The following is a 21302-nucleotide window of genomic DNA, read 5'->3' as shown; positions in this document are numbered from 1 at the left end:
TTTCTTCTGCTCCACTCCTTACAAAGGCTCACGCACGAAGCTTCGCTGAAAATATAGCGAGGTTTAGTAGTCAATAGTTAGACACTGGTGTGCCCTAAAAAGGAGTTTCTCAAAATGAAACACAGCCGCTTTGCATTTATCACGGGCTTGCTAACGACAACCGTTCTTACTTTGAGCGCGTGTAAAAACGAAGGCGAGCGCACAGCTCCGCCTACAGATAAGGCCAAGGCTGCTGCGGCTACGAAAACTGCAATCACTGATGCGGATGCCCGCCCGGTATCAAACGCGCGCAACAGCGGTTCTCTTGCCGATCAATGCTTCAATGATCTCTGCAAAGACACAACGATTCCCGAGCTGGTGTCTTTACTTGAAAGCAAACAAACGCCGGGCCCGGGCATGAAAGATTACTTCGATAAAAATCTCCGTCCGCTTTTAAATCAAAAAGTCGCGGTCACTCAAGAGATGGCAAAAATACTTTTAAGTCGTATCGAGGTTGAAGAACCTGGGTTCGCGGCAATTCGCTTGAATCCAGCTCAAGAAAAAGCAGTGAAAGCCATCATGCTTTTAACTGGCAGTGATAGTCTGCCGCATGAGGTGGGTTTGCAAGGCATCACTGCGCTTTCTCAGACTGACGTTTATAAAGCCAGCGGCAAATTTGGAATTAAAAAAGGTGCGACTTATGTGCAAACCCTTTATCCAAATGTTTCAGTTGTTGAAGCGACATATGAGGTTGCAAATAAAGCGCTTGAAACCCAAAAAATTCTGAATGAACAACTCGGTTCACCACTTCTGACAATGTCAGAAGAAATTGCGACAAAAGCTTTAAAAAAAGAAGCCCTTGATAATGAAGAGATCGAGGCCCTTTCAAGCTCCGCTTATGGCATTGCCTTATTTGATTTCTTCATTCGCGGAAAAGGCGCTGCTGTTTTAGAACAGGCAAAACTTCAGACCTCTGATCTTTTAAAGCTTTATAATGGGTCAAAAGTTAAAAACACATTCAAACAACGTATGGCGGCCCAAGACTCTTTGATTGATAAGTGTGAAAAGCGCTACTACCAAACTTTGAATTTGTATCCTCAAGAACAAACTTTGACAGCTTTCAAAGAAAAAGCAGAACTCGTTCGTCAAAGAGCTATGAGTCTTCTGCCCGATTCAGATCCAGCAAAAGCAAAGTTAAAAGACAGCACATTTACTTGGCCGAAAACGCCGACTGAAATGACACGTGCGTGGGGCAACACACTGAAGCTCGGTGTAAAATCAGAAACAGAAGAAGTTAAAAAAGCTGCGGCTTACGATGCCTCGACTATTTTTACGATGGCTGTGTTGTATTCCGCGATTCCACAAGATTCAAATTTCTTATGTGGCGAAATGATCGACTTGAATGTGTCCGACGCTACTCTGGCCTCAGACACTTCAATTAAAGTCAGTTGGTTGAGTGTACGTTATCCACAAATCGGCATGGCCATTCTAGCGCACGAGTTAGGTCACGTCGTTGATAACTTCAGCAACAGCATGAGCAACCAACAGCTGTGCGTACGTGACAAACAAACTTCAGGCAAATATGGCGCAGAGGACTTCGCTGACCTGTTTTCGAATCAAGTGATGGTGGCTTTAGCAAAGACCGATCACGTGACGACTCAAAACTTCGGCTGCTTCTTTGCTGCTTCCAACGAAACACTCAGTCTTAAGAATGAATCATCGACAGATCCTCACTCTTCGGATCTGTTCCGGGCGATTCAAATTCACTTGGGGCTTGGAAAAGACATTCCACAAAGCTGTTCGTCACTGGCGGCTCAGGAAAACCCGAAGGCTTTAAACACTTGTCATTAATTTAGAAGAAAAAACTTTTAACTATTTAACAGGAATAACCGGAGAAAAAATATGAAAGTAAATTACGCAAAACACATCGCGACTGCTGTTTTATTAAGCCTTTCTATGAACGCAGCTTGGGCTGGCGACGAAACGCTTGTCGACTTACCAGGCTTCGATACTCCAACGCAAACGTCGACCGGCAACACGACGCCATCAACGGCAACTGCAAAACAAGAAGATAAAAAGTCGGATGATAAAAAATCAGACGACAAAAAAGCTGAAGAGAAAAAACCAACAACACCGACAAAGCCGGCGCCCCCGAAACCAGCTCCGCCGAAGCCTGCTCCACCGAAACCCGCGCCACCACGCCCGGCTCCGCCTGAAGCAAATGATCTCAATCGTCCTCTTCATGTTGGCGATTCGGCTGTCTATTCTGGTTATGACGTTCAGATCATGGAGATCTATGAAAACGGCATGGCGCGAATTCTCTTTGCAAGTGGCAGCTCATCCATCGTAGAACTGAAAGACCTAGCTGCCGCCCGAAAATCTTTAAAAGGCTTCAGCGTTGATGAACGCGTTTTATATGCGGGCTATGAAGTTACGATCAAAAAGCTTTATACTAATGAAAGCGCCCTCATTGAATTCCAAAGCGGCACTAAATCCGTTGTTGGCCTTACGCAATTCGTGAAGTTGTTGAATTCATCTCAAGGTTGGAACATCGGCCAACAAGCCATGTATAGCAATTACCTGGGAACAATTTCGCAAATTTATTCGAATGGCACAGTCAAATTCAGATTCGAAAGCGGCACAGAGTCAGTCATTTCTATTACTTCATTAGTGCGTCTAGAGCGCTCGATGAACGGATGGGTTGTCGGTGATCGCGCCATGTACAGCAATTACGAAGGTAAAATTCGCACGATCTATTCGAACAGAACCGTTGAGTTTGTTTTTGAATCGGGATCAGTGTCGGTTATTAGCATCGATTCACTTGCACGCATCCTAAATTCGATGAGTGGATGGACTGTTGGTGAAGAAGTTTCTTACAGCGACTACAAGGGTGTTATTAAATCAATTTATTCTAATGGCACAGCCGTGTTCCGATTTGAAAGCGGAACACAGACAATAGTTAGCTTGAGCGCTCTTGTAAAAATCGTACGTAGTCTTGAGGGTTTTTATGTCGGCGAAACTGTTATGTACTCTGGTTATGAAGGAAAAATTACTTGGATGCTTGCGAACAAAACAGTCCTTGTCAGTTATGATTCCGGTAGAACCGCCTACACGAAAACTGACTATCTTGTAAAAATCATTTCAAGTCTTAACGGCGTAAAGGTCGGCACTCGTGGCTTGATCAATAATTACCCTGGCACTGTTTCAAGAGTTTATGCGAATGGAACGATTCGCTTCCGCTTCGACAATGGCGCTGAAACTTTAAACAGCATCACTTCACTGATTAAAGCTCTTTAAAAACAAAAAGGGAGTCTGCAAAGACTCCCTTTTTTTATGACTTTTTAACTTCCACTCCCCGACGCAAATTTTCACCGTAAATTCACAAGATAGTTAACTGTACGAACTTAGAAAACATTTATATGTTTACTCAGTTTGAGACGCTTTATTTTTGCCTTCACACTCCGATGTGAGTCCTGCAACAACAGGAGGACCTGAAGTGAATGCTCTTTTAAAAGCGGCTTGTATCTGTTCAATGATGTTTCTTGGTGCATGTGCAACTATCGTAAAATCAGATAAGATCCCGGTTCATTTCGTCGGCGGTAACGACAAAGGCTCGACGAAGATTTCGCTTCCTGATGGCGAATACACAACCGACACCGGAGAGCGCACTGTCATGGTTTATCGCTCAAAAGAGGACATTCCTATTACCGTTACCTGCAACGACAAAACTCAAAGCGGCGTTATTCAAACGAAATATGACGTAGTCGCTGGTGTGTTGGGAAATATTGTGTTCGGTGGAATCATCGGAATGGCGATCGATATGAATGGTGATAAAACTTACGATCCGCCGCAAATTTATAATGTAAAACCACTTTGCTCGATACCGAATGATCCGGCTTTACCAGTGGCGGAATCATCTCCGAAGCAGCGCAATCCTTCTGCCCTGCCCACTTTCTAAAAAATAAAAAAGGGAGTCTTCAGCAGACTCCCTTTTTCTTTTCTTCTTTAATTTAAAAATTAAGAATGAAGTTTCTTCGTAAGAAGAGCGGCTCTTGCAGCTGCCAGTCTTGCGATAGGCACGCGGAATGGCGAGCACGATACGTAATCAAGTCCTGCCTTATGGAAGAACTCGATAGAATCTGGATCACCACCGTGTTCACCGCACACACCCACTTTCAAAGTAGGTTTCGTGCGACGACCCAAGTCCACACCCATTTTCACCAAGTTACCGACACCCACTTGATCGATCGACATGAATGGATCTTTCGGCAAGATACCTTGAGAAACGTATGAACCCAAGAAGCGGCCCGAGTCGTCACGAGACAGCCCCAAAGTCGTTTGTGTCAAATCGTTCGTACCGAAGCTAAAGAAGTCAGCGTGTTCAGCGATCGCATCCGCAGTCAAAGCGGCGCGCGGAAGTTCGATCATTGTACCGATGTGGTATTCGAACTTGATGTTTTTCTCTGTCTGAACTTTTTTAACTTCTTGTTCTGCTTGGCCGCGCAAGATCTCAAGCTCTTTATCAGTCGCGATCAATGGAATCATGATCTCTGGAGCAGAAAGTTTTTTACCTTCAGCCAACATCTGACAAGCAGCTTCGGCAATCGCACGAACTTGCATGATATAGATTTCAGGATAAGTGATCGCAAGACGGCAACCACGGTGACCCAACATTGGGTTGAACTCGTGAAGCGCTTTTACTTTCATGCGCAGACGATCGTAATCCGTGTGAATACGTTTCGCCAATTCCTTCGTTTCTTCGTCAGTGTGAGGAACGAACTCATGAAGAGGTGGATCCAACAAACGAATTGTCACTGGAAGACCGTCCATGATTTTGAACAATTGATAGAAGTCATCACGTTGCATTGGCAACAATTTCGACAATGCTTTTTCGCGATCAATTTTATTATCAGCGATGATCATTTCACGAACAGCGTCGATACGATCTGCGCCGAAGAACATATGTTCTGTACGGCAAAGACCGATGCCCTCTGCACCGAAATTTTTCGCAGTTTGTGCATCTTTCGGAGTATCGGCATTCGTGCGAACTTTCAATTTACGAACGCGGTCAGCGATTTCCATGATGCGCTCGAAAGTACCTTCAAGTTTTGGCTCGATCGTTTTCACTTCGCCCAAGTAAACTTCGCCTGTTGAACCGTCCAAAGTGATCACATCGCCCTTCTTAAGAACGTAGCCTTTCACTTTCATCGTTTCAGTTTTGTAGTCCACTTCTACTTCCGCACAACCAGCAACACAGCATTTACCCATACCACGCGCAACAACCGCTGCATGCGATGTCATACCGCCACGTGAAGTGAAGATACCTTGCGCAGCCACCATACCGGCGATGTCTTCCGGAGAAGTCTCTACGCGAACCAAGATAACTTTCTTACCTTGTTCTTTCCACTCAACCGCTTCTTCAGATGTGAATACGATTTGACCGTTCACGCCACCTGGAGATGCTGGCAAGCCTTTCGCCAACAAAGTTTTTTGTGCTTTAGGATCTAGAGTTGGATGCAGTAATTGATCCAATGATGAAGGATCTAGACGAAGAATTGCTTCCTCTTCTGAAATCATCTTTTCATCGATCATGTCGCAAGCGATTTTCAACGCTGCCGCAGCAGTACGTTTGCCGTTACGAGTTTGTAGCATCCACAATTTTGAACGCTCGATTGTGAATTCGATATCTTGCATATCGCGGTAGTGAGTCTCTAGCTTTTTGTAGATCTCAACAAGCTGTTTGTAAGCTTCTGGAAGAGCTTCTTCCAAAGACTTCACACCAGCCAAGTCTGCTGCAATTTTAGTGATCGGCTGTGGAGTACGGATACCCGCAACAACGTCCTCACCTTGCGCATTGATCAAGAATTCACCGAAGAATGCTTTTTCACCAGTCGATGGATTACGAGTGAACGCAACACCTGTTGCAGAATCATCACCCATGTTACCGAAGACCATTGATTGAATATTTACGGCTGTACCCCAAGCTGCTGGGATGCTGTGAAGATCACGGTAAGTGATCGCACGCGGAGTGTTCCAAGAGTGGAATACCGCAGAGATCGCGCCCCACAATTGTTCCCAAGGATCTGTTGGGAAAGAACGACCTGTCATTTGCAAAACAAGTTCTTTGAATTTCTTCACAAGAAGTTTCAAATCATCAACAGTCAATTCTGTATCCAATTTGTAGTGCTTGTCTTCTTTCATGTCTTCCAAAGTCACTTCAAGAAGAGATGAGTTCATACCCATCACAACATCAGAATACATTTGGATGAAACGACGATAAGAGTCCCAAGCAAAACGTGGATTGTTAGAAGACTTCGCAAGACCTTCAACAGTTTGATCATTCAAACCCAAATTCAAAATTGTATCCATCATACCTGGCATTGAGGCGCGCGCGCCCGAACGAACAGATACTAGCAATGGATCATTGGCATCGCCGAATTTCTTACCGATCTTCGCTTCAACTTTCGCCATAGCTTCAGTCACTTTAGGACGAACCCACTCAGGAAGTTTGCCGCCCTCTTCATAGAAGTGCGTGCAGATCTCTGTCGAAATCGTGAAGCCCGGAGGAACTGGAATTCCCAAAGAAGTCATTTCGGCAAGGTTCGCACCTTTACCGCCAAGGATATTCTTCATTCCCGCATTGCCTTCAGATTCACCTGCAGCAAAAAAATACACAAATTTTTGCGGAACAGGAGTTTTTGATGTTGGCTTATCAGCCGTTTGCGTCTGGTGCATAAGTCTCCCTTTATAGGCCAGATTTTGTAATGCGCTTTAGGGTATAAAACATCTCTAAGCCCTTAATATCAATGAAAAATAACGTAAGCTTTTGCGTTGAGTTATAGAGCTTTGATTCAAGACATATCTGCGCAAGTGGGACTTCGTAGAACAGGTGAAAAATTCACTACTTACGATCCTAACAAGATCCTCACGGACGACTGAATTTCCCTGTGGTAGAAGGGCCCATCACAAAATAGGAGATGCCCATGAAGACTTTGTTGGCTGGTTTGCTACTTTTTTCCGCTGCTATTGCACACGCAGAGTGCAATCAACTTGAAGCACAAGTGATTGCTGCGACGGGTGCCGTTATCGCTGAAGACGCGACAACTTGCACGGTGAAACTGGATTTTTCAATCCCTCATGCCCAATTAAACTCAAGCTTCACATGCCCTTTGGATGTTGATGATGTCAGCAACGGTGTGACGTTCCCAAAAGTTCTGGGCGTTTGCACGAAAGCTCCAGGCACTGTGATCTCTGGTATTTTGTATCGTGCGACTTCTGGCAACGATACACGTATTTACCTTTACTAGCCTTTAAGGAATCTAACCCGGTGGTGATTTCCAATCCACCGCCGGGTGGTTTTTAAATTCTCCACCTCTTGAAATGCGAATTATCTCCGAAATAATTCTAAATTTTTTCACGAGGTACGTTGCATGAACTTTCACTCTCGCATTCTCTGGATGATTGGCATTCTGTGCTTAGCTTCCACCGCTGCCACAACTTTCATTTCCGTGCGCCAAGTAAAAAAAGAACGCGTGCTTGCTCTTGAAGCAAAATCGCGTGCGGTGTTATCCAGGCTTTCTTCCGTCCGTTCATTCATTGCTGATCAAGGCGGCCTAAAAGGCTCTATCGAACGAGCCATCGAAAAACATCCCGATGGCAAATTACCTGAAGCAGAACGTCTGGAGGTTTTAAAACAAGTTCCGATTTTTGCCGCTATGAAAGTCGGCTCCGAAAATGCCGCCAAAGAAAACTATCGTTTCCGCATCTTTTCAGAAAATCCACGCAACAAAGATCATACTCCTACGGTTGAGGAGTCCGAGATTTTAAAGAAGTTTGAACTCGACCCGTCATTATCTGAACTGACGGTAGAGAATTCCGAACACGTCATCGTTTATCAACCCGTTCGCCTAAGTCAAAAACAAGGTTGCCTGACTTGCCATGGAGATCCCGCCACAAGTCCGTTTAAAAATGGCAAAGACATTCTTGGTTTTCAAATGGAAAACTGGCAAGACGGTCAATTGCATGGCGCCTTCGCAGTTATTTCCGATTTGAATTTAGCCTCCGTAAAACAAGCAACCACAGACGCGATTATCGAAGTGATGATTTGGTCGGTCGGCATTTCGATTTTCGCGTTTGTGTTTTCTTGGTGGATGGTCCGCTCGCCGCTTGCAAAATTGAACAACATTGGCCAGCAACTGAAATCTTCGGGTGAAGCTGTTGAAGGTTCAAGTTCAACGATCGCCACATTAAGTCGCGAACTGCAAGATTCCGTTACGCAAGCCGCCTCGGCCCTAGAAGAAACCAGCGCCGTCACCACGGAGATTTCTTCGATCGTTCATCGCAATTTAGAAAACGCAAAAAGTGCGAATAAGTTGACAGAGATTGCCTGCAATCAAGCGCGCGACGGACAACAACAAATGAGTCACCTCTTAAATGCGATCGACGAGATTTCTCGCGGTTCAAAAAAAATTGAAGAGATCATCACGGTCATTGACGACATTGCTTTTCAAACCAATTTATTAGCCTTAAACGCCGCCGTCGAAGCGGCTCGCGCCGGTGAACAAGGAAAAGGCTTTGCCGTCGTCGCCGAAGCCGTTCGCGGACTCGCACAAAGAAGTGCTTCTTCAGCGCGCGAAATTTCTGATTTGATTGGCGATAGTGTCGAGAAAATTGAAAGTGGCAAACGCTTGGCCGATGAAAGCGGCATTGTTTTAGAAAAAATCGTAAAGTCGGTAGAAAAAGTCGTGGTGCTGAATAAAGAAATCGCAGTCGCCAGTGAAGAACAAGCTGAAGGTGTTGAGCAGATTTCCAAAGCGATTTGTGAAATTGATCAGGTCACCCAAAGCAATGCCGCACAAGCAGAACAGTCATCGGCTGCTGCAGATGTATTACAGCAAGAAGCCGTCGTAATGAAAGACGCTGTCACAGATTTAACCACTGTGATTCATGGAGCAAAATCAACGCCATTGAAAAGGAGCCAATATTTCGTGGAGATTTCGACACGAAAATCTGCGTAAACAATTGTTAGTAAATCCTGCATTGAGCCGCCCAAAAGGTCCTATATTCATAGGCGTAAAATTTGCGCTCACTTAAAACAGAAAATGGAGATTCTTAATTTTAGTGCACCTAAAAAGTGTCCGAACTAATAAATATGAATCATCCTGTTCGGCACTTTCTAGTTCTGTTGATTCTATTTGGGACGTTGGCTGCGCACGCATCGCCAAGTGCTTTGACGTATCAAGGTCGCATCATAAAAAATGACGGCACTCCCCTTGAGTATGCAAACGTCTCATTTCTTTTTCAAATTCTCGATCCTGCTGGTTTGTGTTTGATTTATCAAGAGCAAGTGACGGGCGTGAACATGGCCAATTCTAAAGGCGTGTTCGACGTTCCGATCGGTAGCGGTTCGATTCAATTTCCCACGTCTCCGGGCACAAGCGTTTTAGATATTTTCAACAACTCTTCGACATTCAGCTGTGGAACGTGTTCTTCTTCAGGCAACACTTATTCTTGCAGTGCTGCTTCAGGAACTTACGCCGCATCCAGCGGTCAATCCCGCAAATTAAGAATTTCTTTTTATGATGGTCATGGTTGGAATTTGATTTCACCCGACTCTTCAATTCGCTCGGTGCCTTACGCTGCTTATTCCATGGCGGCGCAGTCTGCATTAAAGCTTGGAACAAATTCCGCGAGTGATTTTGTTTTGAAAAACGACGTGAACAAAATTGCTGGCGTCAGCACAAATTGTGATAGCGGCAATTTCCTAACGTGGAATGCTTCGACACAAACTTTTGGTTGCTCGGGTGTTTCTGGCGCAATCGGCGGTACAGTAACCAACATCGCAACTGGTACTGGTCTTACTGGCGGACCGATCACGGGAACTGGCACAATCAGTTTAAGTAATACAACTGTGTCTGCGAATTCTTATGGTTCCGCGACGCAAGTTCCAACATTCACAGTCGATGCACAAGGTCGCCTCACTGCTGCAGCGAATGTCACAATCACAGGCGTCACTCCAGGCGGTAGCGCCGGTGGAGATTTGACCGGCAATTATCCGAATCCTTCTGTTTCAAAAATCGCGGGCGCCAGTGTTGCATTTTCATCGTTAACCTCAGGTCAGTTTTTAAAATACACAGGTACATGGGTGAATGCTTCTTTGTCGTCGGCCGATTTAAGTGATGCCAGTTCGCTCATCAAAGCAAGTCAAATGCCTGCGAACTGTTCTGCGGGTCAGACGTTGATCTTCTCTTCACCGACGGGTTCATGGACTTGTTCTAATATTTCAATTTCGGAAACGAATATTTCTGGCACGATTTCAGGCACAAAAATCAGCGGCAACATTTCTGGCTCAGCGGCACTGAATGTTTTAAAAACTGGCGACACCATGTCGGGAGATTTGAGTTTCGCTTCCGGCAAAGGCGTGGTGCTAACAGACTCTGGTTCTAAAACTGTCACGATCACAGCTCCGGCAACCGTGACAGCGAATTATTCTTTGAAACTCCCCGATTCTGTCGCTGCTTCAGCGGGACAAGTTTTATCGTCAGATACGTCGGGAAATTTATCATGGGTCACTCCTGTCACCAGTGCCACTTCACTGATGGGTGTTTTACCCGTTGCGAATGGTGGTACAAATAGCGCGACGGCACTGAACAATAATCGCATCATGGTTTCTAATGCAGGGGCCATCGTTGAAGCTCCCGCTTTAACGAATGGACAAATATTAGTTGGCTCAACTGGGGCTGCACCCACAGCTGCGACATTAACAGCCGGATCAGGGATCACAATCACAAATGGTGCGGGTACGATCACCGTTGCAACAACCAGCAGTGCTCCGTCGGGCGCTGCCGGTGGAGATCTTTCAGGAACTTATCCAAACCCAACAGTTGCAAAACTTCAAGGCATTGCGGTTTCTTCAACTTCGCCAACTACGAATGGACAAGTATTACGTTACAACACGACAACCGGTTGGATGCCAAATTTCATTTCGATGTTTGATTTGCGTTCGGGCATCACGGGCACACAAGCCTTTGGTGGCGTTGGTTGTACCGCAGGGCAAACTCTGACTTGGACTGCAGCTTCAGATAATTTGTCGTGTACAAATATTGCCATTACTTCTTCACAAATATCTTTTAATGCGGCTGATTTACCAAGTATTGATGCTTCGACAAAGTTAACTGGTATTGTGCCGGTTGCAAATGGTGGAACTGGCACTGCGAACGGTTCGATCACTGGAACAAGTGCGTTGACGTTTGCTGCTGGTGGAACGAATCAAAATATCACTCTGACTCCGAGTGGTACGGGCTCTACAATTTTGAATGGCAACGTCGGCATTGGAACCACTCCGAATGCGAATGCGTTGTTAGATTTATCTTCGACTTCGAAAGCATTTTTGCCACCGCGAATGACTCGCGCGCAACGAAATGCAATTCCTTCTCCGGCGTCGGGTATGATGATATTCAATACCGATGATGGCACTGTCGATTACTATGCTGGAAGTGCGTGGTTATCACTTAACGGTTCTCCGAAATATATTAAATTGACGATGAGTGGTTATCAGACTGTTGATAATGGTTCGACAGTTGCGTTTGACACCGTCTCTGCATCAAGCGGACTTACAAAAAGTGGTAACGGTGTTGCACTGAAAGCAGGCGTCACTTATAGAATTGAATCTTCAATAAACACCATCGGAACAAACGATTATAAATATATAGGGTATATTCTGAACAATGGTACGTCGAACATTGGTCAAACGGCGTACACCGATTCAGGTCAAACCAACGGCTATGGATTGAAGGCCTCCATTTTAGAAATTTACAAACCGACTGTTGATGAAGTCATCTCTGTAAAAATTTGGGATGACCATATTGGTACTGGTATGATTTCCAATGCCTACAACACTCATCTCATCGTCACAGAGTTAGTTCCGTCAGGTCCCGCTTCTGGCGGCGGTGGTGCTGATAACTTAGGTAATCATACGGCGACACAAAATATTAATTTAGGATCTTTCTATCTATCAAACGATGGCAGCTCAAATGGTTTGATGGTTGCCTCTGGTGGTAAAGTCGGAATTGGTACGAACTCTCCGGTAGAAAAATTAGAAGTTGCGGGCAATATTAAAATTAGCGGAACAGGAAACGGATTGATCTTCCCTGACGGAACGAAGATGACGACCGCAACGGCTTCTGGAGTCGCATGTCCTTCAGGATTTACGGCTCTCGCAAGCAATGGCAATACTATGGGTTGTATTCAAAACACAACGAACGCGGCGGCCGCTCATCTTGCTGCCAATCAAAACTGCTTCGCGAATTATGGAGGACGTTTACCACAGTTGAGCGAATTGAAACTGAGCTTAGATAATCTTTCCATTAGCAATAAATACGCAACAACCGAGTGGACTGCATCATCTGACTGGTGGGGAAGCTCTTCTCCCGGCGCGAGTACCTTAACAACAAGTGGTGCTGCTGACAGCTCGAACCCTTCCGCCTCCATTGCATATCGTTGCTTCATACCTATAACTTCAACAGCCGCTGTAACTGGCGGTGGCGGCGGTAGCGGAACGGTGACACAAATTTCTGCAGGGACTGGCTTAAACACAACCGCAGGTGCAACTTCTTCAGGTGGCATTATCACAAACAGCGGTTCATTGAACTTAACGAACACAGGAGTAACAGCCGGTTCTTATGGATCGGCTACGACAGTACCAACGATCACTGTAGATGCCCAAGGTCGTATCACCGCAGCGGCTTCAACAACTATTGCACTTCCGATTTCAGCAGTGACGAATCTTTCCACTCAATTAGGAAATAAGTTGGATGCTTCGATGATGCCTGTAACCTGCGCTGTTAACCAGACACTCAGTTTCTCTTCACCAAGTGCAGCTTGGACATGTGCTGATATCGGCAATCTTGATGCTACGAAAATCACTTCGGGAACAATCGCAAATGCTCGCCTACCAGCTTCGATTTCAATCGGTGGAATTATCGAGTCGACATCTGGTGGTATTAAATTTCCAGACGGCACCGTGCAAACTTCAGCGGCGACATCTACAGGTCTTAATAATTCAATGGTCAATGGATGGCCGGATGCGATTCTGTGCACTTGGAATGGCGCAAGTTCCCCGAATGATCATCTTATGATGTACCATTCGCAATCCGCTTCAGGTAGTACCGGAGTTCAGACCTATGCTTATTCCATAGACGGGGTTAACTACTATATCCAATATGCCTCAAACGGCACTTACTATGCGGCGGCGAGCAACATGGCCGTGTCATCCGGATCTTATGGTTGTGCAACGTCGATTAGCAACGTCATTGCGGCAGGCCACGCCTTTAATTTTGCGAAAGGGCCGGCCGCTCAGTGGCTGCAGTCAGGCACTAAGGCATATTACAACGCAGGAAACGTCGGCATCGGTACAAATGCTCCCACAGCGAAACTACAAGTGGTCGGTGGTACTACGAAACTAGAGCAAGAGCCTTGGAACTATCCATCTTCGTTAGGTGGAGGATGGATCAACTATGGCAATTCCAATTATGGCAACTTCGGTTATCGCATCGACAGCATGGGAAATTTACGTATGCGTGGATTAATTAAAAACGGAGGCGTTGGCTCTGCTAATGCGATTGTTACACTCCCCGCTGCTTATAGACCTCTTTATTCTCAAGAGTTCACTATTGGAGCTGGCAATGGTTCTTCGCCGGGTGTTGCAAACGTCATTGTGACAAACACCGGCTTAGTTTTTGTTGAAAGTATGTCCAGCAATGCGTGGATCTCGTTCGACAATGTCTCTTTACCGCTGGATTAAGTCTAAAATAAAAAAGGCCCTGTTCATCACAGAGCCTTCTTCGTTTTTTTAATCTTTAACTGACGAACTATTTAGAAACGAATTTGAATTCGCGGATTTGTTTCGCGATGTAGTTGTTCAAATCTTTCATTGGGATACGTTCTTGAACCATTGTATCGCGGTGACGAACAGTTACCGCTTGGTCGTTGATTGTATCGAAGTCGATTGTTACGCAGAACGGAGTTCCGATTTCGTCTTGACGACGGTAACGTTTACCGATGGAAGCCGCTTCGTCGTATGTCACGTCGAATTCTTCAGCCACTTGATCGCGAAGTTTATCAGCGATTGAAGTCAGCTCTTCTTTTTTCGACAATGGCAAGATCGCAACTTTGAACGGCGCGATTTCTGGGTGGAAGCCCAATACGACGCGCACGTCTTCTTTACCCGCTTCGTCTGTTGTGACTTCTTCACGGTAAGCATCGCACATGAACGCCAAGAACAAACGATCACAACCCACAGCCGTTTCAATAACATATGGGATGTATTTTTCTTTGTTCGCTTCATCGAAGTATTCCAAGCTTTTACCTGAGAATTTTTGATGTTGAGTCAAGTCGAAGTCAGAACGGTTATGGATACCTTCTAGTTCCGAGAAGCCCATTGGGAATTTGTATTCAACGTCAACAGCTGCACGCGCATAGTGCGCAAGCTTTTCGTGAACGTGGATTTTCAAATTCTCTTCTTTGATTCCGTATTTCAAATAGAATTTCCAGCGACGCTCTTTCCACTCTTCGAAGTATTTGTCGTCAGTGCCTGGCTTAACGAAGAATTGCATCTCCATTTGTTCGAACTCACGAGTTCTGAAAATGAAATTACCTGGAGTGATTTCGTTACGGAATGATTTACCGATCGCTGCGATACCAAATGGAATTTTGTAACGAGACGATTGTTGGCAGTTTAAGAAATTCACGAAGTGACCTTGAGCTGTTTCAGGGCGCAAGTACACAACGCTCGCAGAGTCTTCCAACGGACCCATGTGAGTTTTGAACATCAAGTTGAAGTTACGTTCTTCAGACAAGTTTTTGCTACCGCAGTTAGGGCACTTTTTATCTTTGATATAAGATTCCGTGTTATCCGCACGGAAACGAGTTTTACAGTCTTTACAGTCAACCAATGGATCAGAAAAACCATCCACGTGACCTGAAGCTTTCCACACCATTGGGTGCATCAAGATCGCCGCATCAAGACCGACGATATCTGGTCTGCGAGTCATCGCATTCCACCATGCGCGTTTTACGTTTAATTTCATCAAAGAACCCAACGGACCGTAATCCCAGCAGCTACCTAGACCACCGTAAATTTCACTCGATTGGAAGACAAAACCGCGACGTTTACTAAGACTCACTAGTGTGTTCAAGTCGCCCAGATATCTGACGTTCATAAATACTCTGCTTTCCCTCCGATGGCTTCGGAGTCTTGCTTGCACCTCGGCACTGCCGAAGTATGTTGGTTTACACTCCTAAAAGGAGTAGGCCAAAAGTTACACTTGGGTCTAGATGCAGTCAAGAAATCCGGGTCCTTCTTGATCTCGGGCTGGGTCTCGGGAAACATAGGTTTATGCAGCGCACTTTAAAAGCATTTCTCCTCTGTGGAAGCCTTCTATTCACTGCCTCTTTAGGCGAAGCGGAATCCGTTTCCAAATTCGTTACAAAAGAAGAAAAGATCCGCGAACAAATGGTCACGATTTCGCGCGAGTTAGGCGTTACATGCACGGAATGTCATAACGTGCAAAACTTTGCGAGTGCTGAAAAAAAGAGCTTTAAGGTTGGACTCGAGCACATGAAGCTAACTCAAATGCTGAAAGATAACGGCTTTGATGGCAAAAAAGGTCCAGAGTCGACGTGCTACATGTGCCATCGCGGCAAGCTTCACCCCGACTTCAAAGAACCGGCTTCAAATAAAGCGCATTAATTCGGAACAACGACAGTCGTTCTTTCAGGAGCACGACTGCCCGCTTTGCGCGACACACGAAGTGCATGATCCATCGCAAAGAAATAAATCTGATCAGGAGACAAGCCCAGGTCATGTCTGTTGATCCAGTTCGGATAATACTTCACGTAATGAGTGCCAGAAAAATCCATTGGTGTTGGCTGAATATCAAGCGCCTTACCTACAAGTTTCGAGCAATAAGTTTTCTGATTGTCCCACACGAAATTATAATCAAACGGCAAACCCATTTGCGCTGCTAATGCTTGTTCATTGATAAGGTCATCAGAGATTTCAATGCGGATGTCACCCTTAGGAGTTTGCGCCGTTAACGGCAGACCGCGACCACCATCGTGAGTATCCGCTTCATAAACGAAGCCCTTATATTCCAATGTCACATGAAAGATCGGTTGCGGCACACGAGGGTTGCTGAAGAAGTTCAAAATAGCCGCTTGGCTTTGGACAGAGATGATCGAAATAAGAATCAAGATGAAGCTTTTCATGCCCCATTTAATACGAAGGGAACGCCCCTTTTTCAAGGAGCTTCCCCTTTTTTTGAACATTCTGCTTAGCGTATCACTTCTTCTTCAACGTAATCGTTTTCTAAAAGCGATAGCTTCTCATTTGCTGTCTTTAATACCAATGGAGGAGGGAACGCGTCCCCCGTGCGAACGGCATCATCCGGCCCATAAAAACGGAACGTCAGATGATAATTCTTATCGTCAGGGGTTGGCATCCAGTTCCCCAAGGCAACCCCTTTGGGCTGCTTACTTGCAAAAACGAGAGTGAAAGAACCGTCTTTGTTTTTAGAAATTTTAGTGTTGTTGTTAATGATGTATTTCTTTTTAGGATTGGGAATGACATTAAACTTTTCCCCATCCACGGCCACGATAGACCAGAAATATTTTGCGTGAGAGGCAGGATTGTCCCCTTTCGCGAAATGCATCGTATAGACGCTGGACCCATTCAAAGGCCTGCCTTCGCCGTCCAAGTTTGTTTTGAAATAAACAGCTTCGTTGGTGTTGTTCGCCCAGATGCCGCCATAATTAATCATTGTGCGACTTAAGTAATCGCTGCCGTAATTGCCAATGGTTTTAGGACGAAACCATGAGTTTTTGATGTCGCCATTACTTGCGAAAGCTTTGTTAAATTCTGGAATCGCTTCTTCACGAATCAAGCGGTCGGCCTTATTTTTAAACTCTTTATTACGCAACGCTTGAGTGATGCGCATGACCGACTGTTGCAATGGCTCCATTCCAGGATTGATGTCAGGTTCACTCATTAAAATTTGTTCGGCGTGATCAAAAATTTCAACACCCGGAAGATCTTTATTGGTAAACATCGCGATCTGCACCGGCTTCTCTATGGCGATCGGAGCGCCCACGGTGCTGACTTTAATTTGTTTTTGCAAGCGCTCTGCATCTTTGGGAGTGGTTGATAATTCGACTCTGGAAAGAACGCGGAACTTGTGACCATCCAAAGAAATTCGCTCTACGTCAGGTGCGGTTTTTACAGTCGAATCTTTCGTGCAATAAGCGAATTTACCGAAAGGTTTTTGCGGAAAATTTCGTTCATTGATATTCGATACGGTTTCACCCCAACTATTTAAAACTTGAAAAGTATAATAGCGATTTTGAATTCTAGGAATAGTCACTAAGGCGCAAGTTTTATTATTGATGCCCAGCCAGGCTTCACCGTAAGCCACATCCAAATTTGGATTGGCCCATGCGACTTCACCAACTTTTCGTGGGACCATCTGATTCCACTTAAAGCCCGCCTTAAAATCCAAAATTTCTTGGCGCAGTATCAGCATGCGACCTAAGAAATAATGATAGGCATCTATCACTTCTTTGTCGTTGGGAACTGTGACTTGCGCTGGCATTGATGATGGTTCGTCTTTTTGCGCGAACGCTGACGACACAACGAGATTCGTGAAACAAGACGCGAACAAAGGAACAAACAAGAATCTTGCGATTATTGATTTCATAGGCCCCTCTAGTTGATGTACCTCTTATTCTGAGGAGCGATGACAATGCCCACAACAGATTTTAATTTGCGTTGCTAAGTCGCAGTCTGCCCCGCCCTCGCACTCACATAAGTCCTGCGTAATTTGGCACATTCAAAAAAAAGCGACATCTCATTCTTGGAAACACGAACTCAGCTAAAAAATACGGACTTTGTCGTAAGCACTGTCTTTGCTTTAAAATTAAGAATGGAAAATGTTTTAAAGACTGTGGTCGCTTGTCTCATTTTAATACTCTCATGCCTTTCAGTGCATTCACCCCGCACACAGCAGGCGTATGACATTGCATCCACAGCTCCGGTCGACATGAAGGCATTGACCTCTTATGAAGGCCAATATCAGCTTGTCAACGGCACGCAAGGCTGCCCGACTTCTGTGATCTGGTTTGAACAATGTGCAGGCTTCGTTTTAAATCCGCGAGCAGGCACCGAAGAACTGACAACATCTAAATTCTGCCACCTAAATCGCGGCGACAAAATGTCCGTCGAAGGTGAAACACAAACCTCATCGCGAGTGGAATTGAAAGATCGCTACATCAAAAAAACCGCAAAAGATATCTTCCACGGAGTCGCCGTCGCGTCGTCGGAAGACACGTTGATATTCGGTGATAACAATCAGCAATTTTTGTGGGAACACACGAACGTATCCGAAGGCAAAAAAGGTTTTAGCTGCCTTTATTCAAAATAGCTTTATAAGCCGTCTCTAAAAACTCTACGGACTCTTTATCACAGCGGCGCAAAGCCACTTGATAAGCGTCGGTCACCGTTTTGATTGATGCACCGGCGGGCACACCTAAGACTTCATACGCGTCCCAGCTATGACCGTTATAATTGAACATGACATTGAGTGATTTGCTCTTTTTCCCAGCAAGATCGGGATGAATTGCCGGGCCTGTCGCAGCGGAAGTGCGCCCCACCGGAACATTTGAGGCCGGCGTTGGTTCTGCGGGAGTAATAAGCGGCGGTGCGCTATCCTGGGCATTCATATCGAGGCGCGTAGGGCGTTTCCCTCCACCTCTCTGTAAAACGTACCACAGGATGAAAGCCCCCGCTCCCACGATATTCACTGTCAAAAAATCTTGGCTATTCATCTAACTTCTATTATTCGTTGTCAGTCGAAAATTAGCAAGGAGTCCCATCGATGGCAGCACCAAATCCTTTTGAAAAGCAGACCCCAATTCCCGGAGTGAAACATATTATCGCAGTCAGCTCGGGTAAAGGAGGCGTCGGCAAGAGCACCGTTGCCACTAATTTAGCCATGGCTTTGGGTCGTAAGAGCAAAGTGGGCTTATTGGATGCGGATATCTACGGCCCGAGCATTCCTCGTATGTTAGGCTCACTTTCGCAAAAGCCTGCCATCAATCCAGACACGAACCAACTGGAACCGGTTGTTCGCTATGGTATCAAATTGATGAGTATCGGTTTTTTAATTGAGGAAAACGCCGCCGTTGTATGGCGTGGTCCAATGTTGTTCAAAGCGATGGATCAATTCCTACGCGATGTAAACTGGGGCGAATTGGATTACCTAGTGATCGATCTTCCGCCAGGAACTGGTGACGTTCAATTGACGTTGGCGCAGAAAGTTCCAGTTGCAGGAGCATTGCTTGTTTCGACTCCACAAAACGTGGCACTTGTTGACGTGAAAAAAGCTGTCGACATGTTTAATCGCGTGGGTGTTCCATTATTGGGTATGGTTGAAAACATGGCCTACATGATCAACCCAGTGAACGGCGAAAAAATGCAGTTGTTCCCAAAAGGCGAAATCGATTCTTACGCACAATCGCAAAACATGCCAAAGATCGGTGAAATTCCTTTCAACCCATCTGTCGGTCTTGCGTGCGAAGCAGGTATTCCAATCGTTGAAGCCAATAGCAACGGCGCAGAAGCACAAGCCTTCATGAAAGTTGCTGATAAAATTCGCGAGATTCTTCCGTAATTAATTTAAGTAGCTGCCTAGGCAGCTACTTTCAATGCCGTACGCGCACGATGTGAAGCCGGTTGCACAAGCACCGGCGCATCTGTATCGTGACCACCATCAATCAAAATACCCAAATCATGAATCTGCACTTGGACCGCTTCCGTTTGCGAAGCGATCTCTGTTGCCGTTGCAGAAATTTCTTCTGCTGAGGCGGCATTGCCTTGTGAGGCCGTATCAAGGGCTTCCAACGCCTCGGACAACATCGAAATACGTGCAGCTTGTTCTTCACTGCTTGTCGCAATTTCATTATTGATTGTCATCACCTTCGAGATGTCTTCTAAAATCGAGCGCAACACCTGACCACTTTGTTCACTGGCTTTTACACCAAGACCCACTTCATCTGAAGACTGCGTGATCAATTGATTGATATCTTTTGCAGCTACCGCTGATCGCTGCGCCAAAGTTCTGACGGCTTCTGCAACCACCGCAAAGCCTTTACCTTGTTCACCCGCACGCGCCGCTTCGACCGAGGCATTCAATGCCAACAAATTCGTTTGGAATGCGATGTCGTCGATCACGTCAATAATTTCAATCATACGTTTTGAAGACGCCGCAATACTTTGCATCGAGGTAAATAGATTTTTTAATTCTGCTTCACCACTTGTAGCCGTGTGATTTGTCTTCACCGCTAATTCTGAAGCTCGTTTTGTCGAGGCCGAATTTGTTCCAACCAAAGTGCTAAGCTCTTCAACCGTCGCGGCCGCCTCTTCAAGTGACGCTGCGGTTTTTGTCGAAGCATGTGCAAGCTCTGTGCTTGCCGCGGATAACTGTTCGATTGCAACTGCGACTTGTGAGCTTGCTGACTCAACAGTCTCTGACGTGTGCGAAACTTTGTTTACGATTCGACGACCAAGAACCATCAATAGGACTGCGACACCGCCGCCGATCAACAGTGTCACTGTGATTAAGAATGTGATCGCCTTATGTTCCATGGCTTTGGCTGCGAGTTTATCAGTCTCCGCCTCAGCGTATTCTTTTTTGATCACTGTTTCTGCGTATTCGCCCAGTACGCCATCAAGCTCGTGCATCGGACCGTATACAATTTCTTTAGCTACTTTTAAATCAGCTGCCTTTTCTGAACGAAGTAACGTCTGCAAACGAGTTGCCAGTTGCGCATATTCCTCTGTCGCCTTTTTTACTTTCGGGAAGTGTTCTTTCTCCCACGAATCAAGCGGCGTTTTTTCATAGGCCGCTAAACCTTCTTTAACATCAGCAATATCATGAATAAGATCGTCCGCCATTTCCGTGCGATCTTTAATGTCATTTTCATGAGCCATGGCTTCCCACACGTGGCCCTTCAAAGATTCTCGTGCAAGTTCAAATTTACCCAAGCTTTCAATCGTTGGTACAAGGCCCGTGTGCACGCCTTCAAGCAACGCATTTAAACCTTGGATATCTTTATATGAAGAATATCCTGTGAAACTAAATCCAAGAATTGGTAGAGCGGACAATAACAAAATTTGATATTTCAGTGATTTTATTTTCTGTCCCCACGTGCCACTGTTAGCCATGTTTTCTCGCTTTCACAATAAAGTACAAAGTACGAATGCCTATCGGCGC

Annotated in this window: 15 protein-coding genes; 9 read left to right on the top strand and 6 right to left on the bottom strand. The window is 45.5% G+C overall.

Annotation, left to right across the window (positions count from 1 at the left end; translation table 11 throughout):
* Positions 1-114 precede the first annotated feature (114 nt).
* The 3 genes from DOE51_RS05365 to DOE51_RS05355 all read left to right on the top strand — a co-directional run bounded on the left by DOE51_RS05365 (position 115) and on the right by DOE51_RS05355 (position 3937).
* Positions 115-1830 (top strand): hypothetical protein, encoded by a 1716-nt coding sequence (locus tag DOE51_RS05365; RefSeq protein WP_142695536.1) that lies wholly within the window; start codon positions 115-117, stop codon positions 1828-1830.
* A 51-nt stretch (positions 1831-1881) separates the two neighbouring features.
* Entirely contained in the window at positions 1882-3276 is a 1395-nt protein-coding gene (locus DOE51_RS19235) for a hypothetical protein (protein ID WP_142695535.1), read from the top strand.
* 199 nt (positions 3277-3475) lie between these two features.
* Positions 3476-3937, top strand: a complete 462-nt coding sequence (locus DOE51_RS05355; protein WP_142695534.1) for a hypothetical protein — start codon at positions 3476-3478, stop codon at positions 3935-3937.
* A 59-nt stretch (positions 3938-3996) separates the two neighbouring features.
* On the opposite strand, the gene ppdK is transcribed toward DOE51_RS05355, so the two are convergent.
* Positions 3997-6714, bottom strand: a complete 2718-nt coding sequence (ppdK, locus tag DOE51_RS05350; protein ID WP_142695533.1) for a pyruvate, phosphate dikinase — start codon at positions 6712-6714, stop codon at positions 3997-3999.
* A 248-nt stretch (positions 6715-6962) separates the two neighbouring features.
* Between ppdK and DOE51_RS05345 the strand changes: the two genes are divergently transcribed.
* From DOE51_RS05345 to DOE51_RS05335, 3 genes are all read left to right on the top strand, one after another.
* On the top strand, positions 6963-7286 hold the full coding sequence (locus DOE51_RS05345; protein WP_142695532.1) for a hypothetical protein: 324 nt from the start codon (positions 6963-6965) through the stop codon (positions 7284-7286).
* Between the two features lie 123 nt (positions 7287-7409).
* Entirely contained in the window at positions 7410-8996 is a 1587-nt protein-coding gene (locus DOE51_RS19270) for a methyl-accepting chemotaxis protein (RefSeq protein WP_246845394.1), read from the top strand.
* 134 nt (positions 8997-9130) lie between these two features.
* Positions 9131-13780, top strand: a complete 4650-nt coding sequence (locus tag DOE51_RS05335; RefSeq protein WP_142695531.1) for a hypothetical protein — start codon at positions 9131-9133, stop codon at positions 13778-13780.
* A gap of 67 nt (positions 13781-13847) precedes the next feature.
* Here DOE51_RS05335 and DOE51_RS05330 read toward each other — a convergent pair whose 3' ends face one another.
* Positions 13848-15197 (bottom strand): glycine--tRNA ligase, encoded by a 1350-nt coding sequence (locus DOE51_RS05330; protein WP_142695530.1) that lies wholly within the window; start codon positions 15195-15197, stop codon positions 13848-13850.
* A 176-nt stretch (positions 15198-15373) separates the two neighbouring features.
* Here DOE51_RS05330 and DOE51_RS05325 point away from each other — a divergent pair, with 176 nt between their 5' ends.
* Positions 15374-15727 (top strand): photosynthetic reaction center cytochrome c subunit family protein, encoded by a 354-nt coding sequence (locus tag DOE51_RS05325; protein WP_142695529.1) that lies wholly within the window; start codon positions 15374-15376, stop codon positions 15725-15727.
* Here the strand turns inward: DOE51_RS05325 and DOE51_RS05320 are convergent.
* Both DOE51_RS05320 and DOE51_RS05315 read right to left on the bottom strand, forming a co-directional pair.
* Entirely contained in the window at positions 15724-16245 is a 522-nt protein-coding gene (locus DOE51_RS05320) for a YiiX/YebB-like N1pC/P60 family cysteine hydrolase (protein WP_142695528.1), read from the bottom strand. The two genes, DOE51_RS05325 and DOE51_RS05320, sit on opposite strands and share 4 nt — an antisense overlap.
* 65 nt (positions 16246-16310) lie before the next feature.
* Entirely contained in the window at positions 16311-17729 is a 1419-nt protein-coding gene (locus DOE51_RS05315) for a DUF1214 domain-containing protein (RefSeq protein ID WP_142695527.1), read from the bottom strand.
* A 342-nt stretch (positions 17730-18071) separates the two neighbouring features.
* Here DOE51_RS05315 and DOE51_RS05310 point away from each other — a divergent pair, with 342 nt between their 5' ends.
* Complete coding sequence (locus DOE51_RS05310; protein WP_142695526.1) at positions 18072-18452, top strand: hypothetical protein; 381 nt, start codon at positions 18072-18074, stop codon at positions 18450-18452.
* On the opposite strand, the gene DOE51_RS05305 is transcribed toward DOE51_RS05310, so the two are convergent.
* Positions 18430-18750, bottom strand: a complete 321-nt coding sequence (locus DOE51_RS05305) for a hypothetical protein (protein WP_142695525.1) — start codon at positions 18748-18750, stop codon at positions 18430-18432. The genes DOE51_RS05310 and DOE51_RS05305 overlap by 23 nt on opposite strands.
* 155 nt (positions 18751-18905) lie before the next feature.
* Here DOE51_RS05305 and DOE51_RS05300 point away from each other — a divergent pair, with 155 nt between their 5' ends.
* Positions 18906-19700, top strand: coding sequence for an Mrp/NBP35 family ATP-binding protein (locus DOE51_RS05300; RefSeq protein WP_142695524.1), 795 nt, complete (start codon positions 18906-18908; stop codon positions 19698-19700).
* Positions 19701-19717: 17 nt separating this feature from the next.
* Here DOE51_RS05300 and DOE51_RS05295 read toward each other — a convergent pair whose 3' ends face one another.
* Complete coding sequence (locus DOE51_RS05295; RefSeq protein WP_142695523.1) at positions 19718-21253, bottom strand: methyl-accepting chemotaxis protein; 1536 nt, start codon at positions 21251-21253, stop codon at positions 19718-19720.
* Positions 21254-21302 lie beyond the last annotated feature (49 nt).

The organism is Bdellovibrio sp. NC01 (assembly GCF_006874625.1).
GTDB lineage: Bacteria > Bdellovibrionota > Bdellovibrionia > Bdellovibrionales > Bdellovibrionaceae > Bdellovibrio.
Note: the sequence above shows the minus strand (reverse complement) of the source record. Positions and strands in the feature narration are given on the sequence as shown.

What these genes read in the sequence shown, in the direction of transcription:
- DOE51_RS05345 (WP_142695532.1), top strand. Translation starts at nt 6,963, where the DNA reads ATGAAGACTTTGTTGGCTGGTTTGCTACTTTTTTCCGCTGCTATTGCA.
- DOE51_RS05365 (WP_142695536.1), top strand. Translation starts at nt 115, where the DNA reads ATGAAACACAGCCGCTTTGCATTTATCACGGGCTTGCTAACGACAACC.
- DOE51_RS05310 (WP_142695526.1), top strand. Translation starts at nt 18,072, where the DNA reads ATGAAGGCATTGACCTCTTATGAAGGCCAATATCAGCTTGTCAACGGC.
- DOE51_RS05320 (WP_142695528.1), bottom strand. Translation starts at nt 16,245, where the DNA reads ATGAAAAGCTTCATCTTGATTCTTATTTCGATCATCTCTGTCCAAAGC.
- DOE51_RS19235 (WP_142695535.1), top strand. Translation starts at nt 1,882, where the DNA reads ATGAAAGTAAATTACGCAAAACACATCGCGACTGCTGTTTTATTAAGC.
- DOE51_RS05335 (WP_142695531.1), top strand. Translation starts at nt 9,131, where the DNA reads ATGAATCATCCTGTTCGGCACTTTCTAGTTCTGTTGATTCTATTTGGG.
- DOE51_RS19270 (WP_246845394.1), top strand. Translation starts at nt 7,410, where the DNA reads ATGAACTTTCACTCTCGCATTCTCTGGATGATTGGCATTCTGTGCTTA.
- DOE51_RS05305 (WP_142695525.1), bottom strand. Translation starts at nt 18,750, where the DNA reads ATGAATGCCCAGGATAGCGCACCGCCGCTTATTACTCCCGCAGAACCA.
- ppdK (WP_142695533.1), bottom strand. Translation starts at nt 6,714, where the DNA reads ATGCACCAGACGCAAACGGCTGATAAGCCAACATCAAAAACTCCTGTT.
- DOE51_RS05295 (WP_142695523.1), bottom strand. Translation starts at nt 21,253, where the DNA reads ATGGCTAACAGTGGCACGTGGGGACAGAAAATAAAATCACTGAAATAT.
- DOE51_RS05315 (WP_142695527.1), bottom strand. Translation starts at nt 17,729, where the DNA reads ATGAAATCAATAATCGCAAGATTCTTGTTTGTTCCTTTGTTCGCGTCT.
- DOE51_RS05330 (WP_142695530.1), bottom strand. Translation starts at nt 15,197, where the DNA reads ATGAACGTCAGATATCTGGGCGACTTGAACACACTAGTGAGTCTTAGT.
- DOE51_RS05300 (WP_142695524.1), top strand. Translation starts at nt 18,906, where the DNA reads ATGGCAGCACCAAATCCTTTTGAAAAGCAGACCCCAATTCCCGGAGTG.
- DOE51_RS05325 (WP_142695529.1), top strand. Translation starts at nt 15,374, where the DNA reads ATGCAGCGCACTTTAAAAGCATTTCTCCTCTGTGGAAGCCTTCTATTC.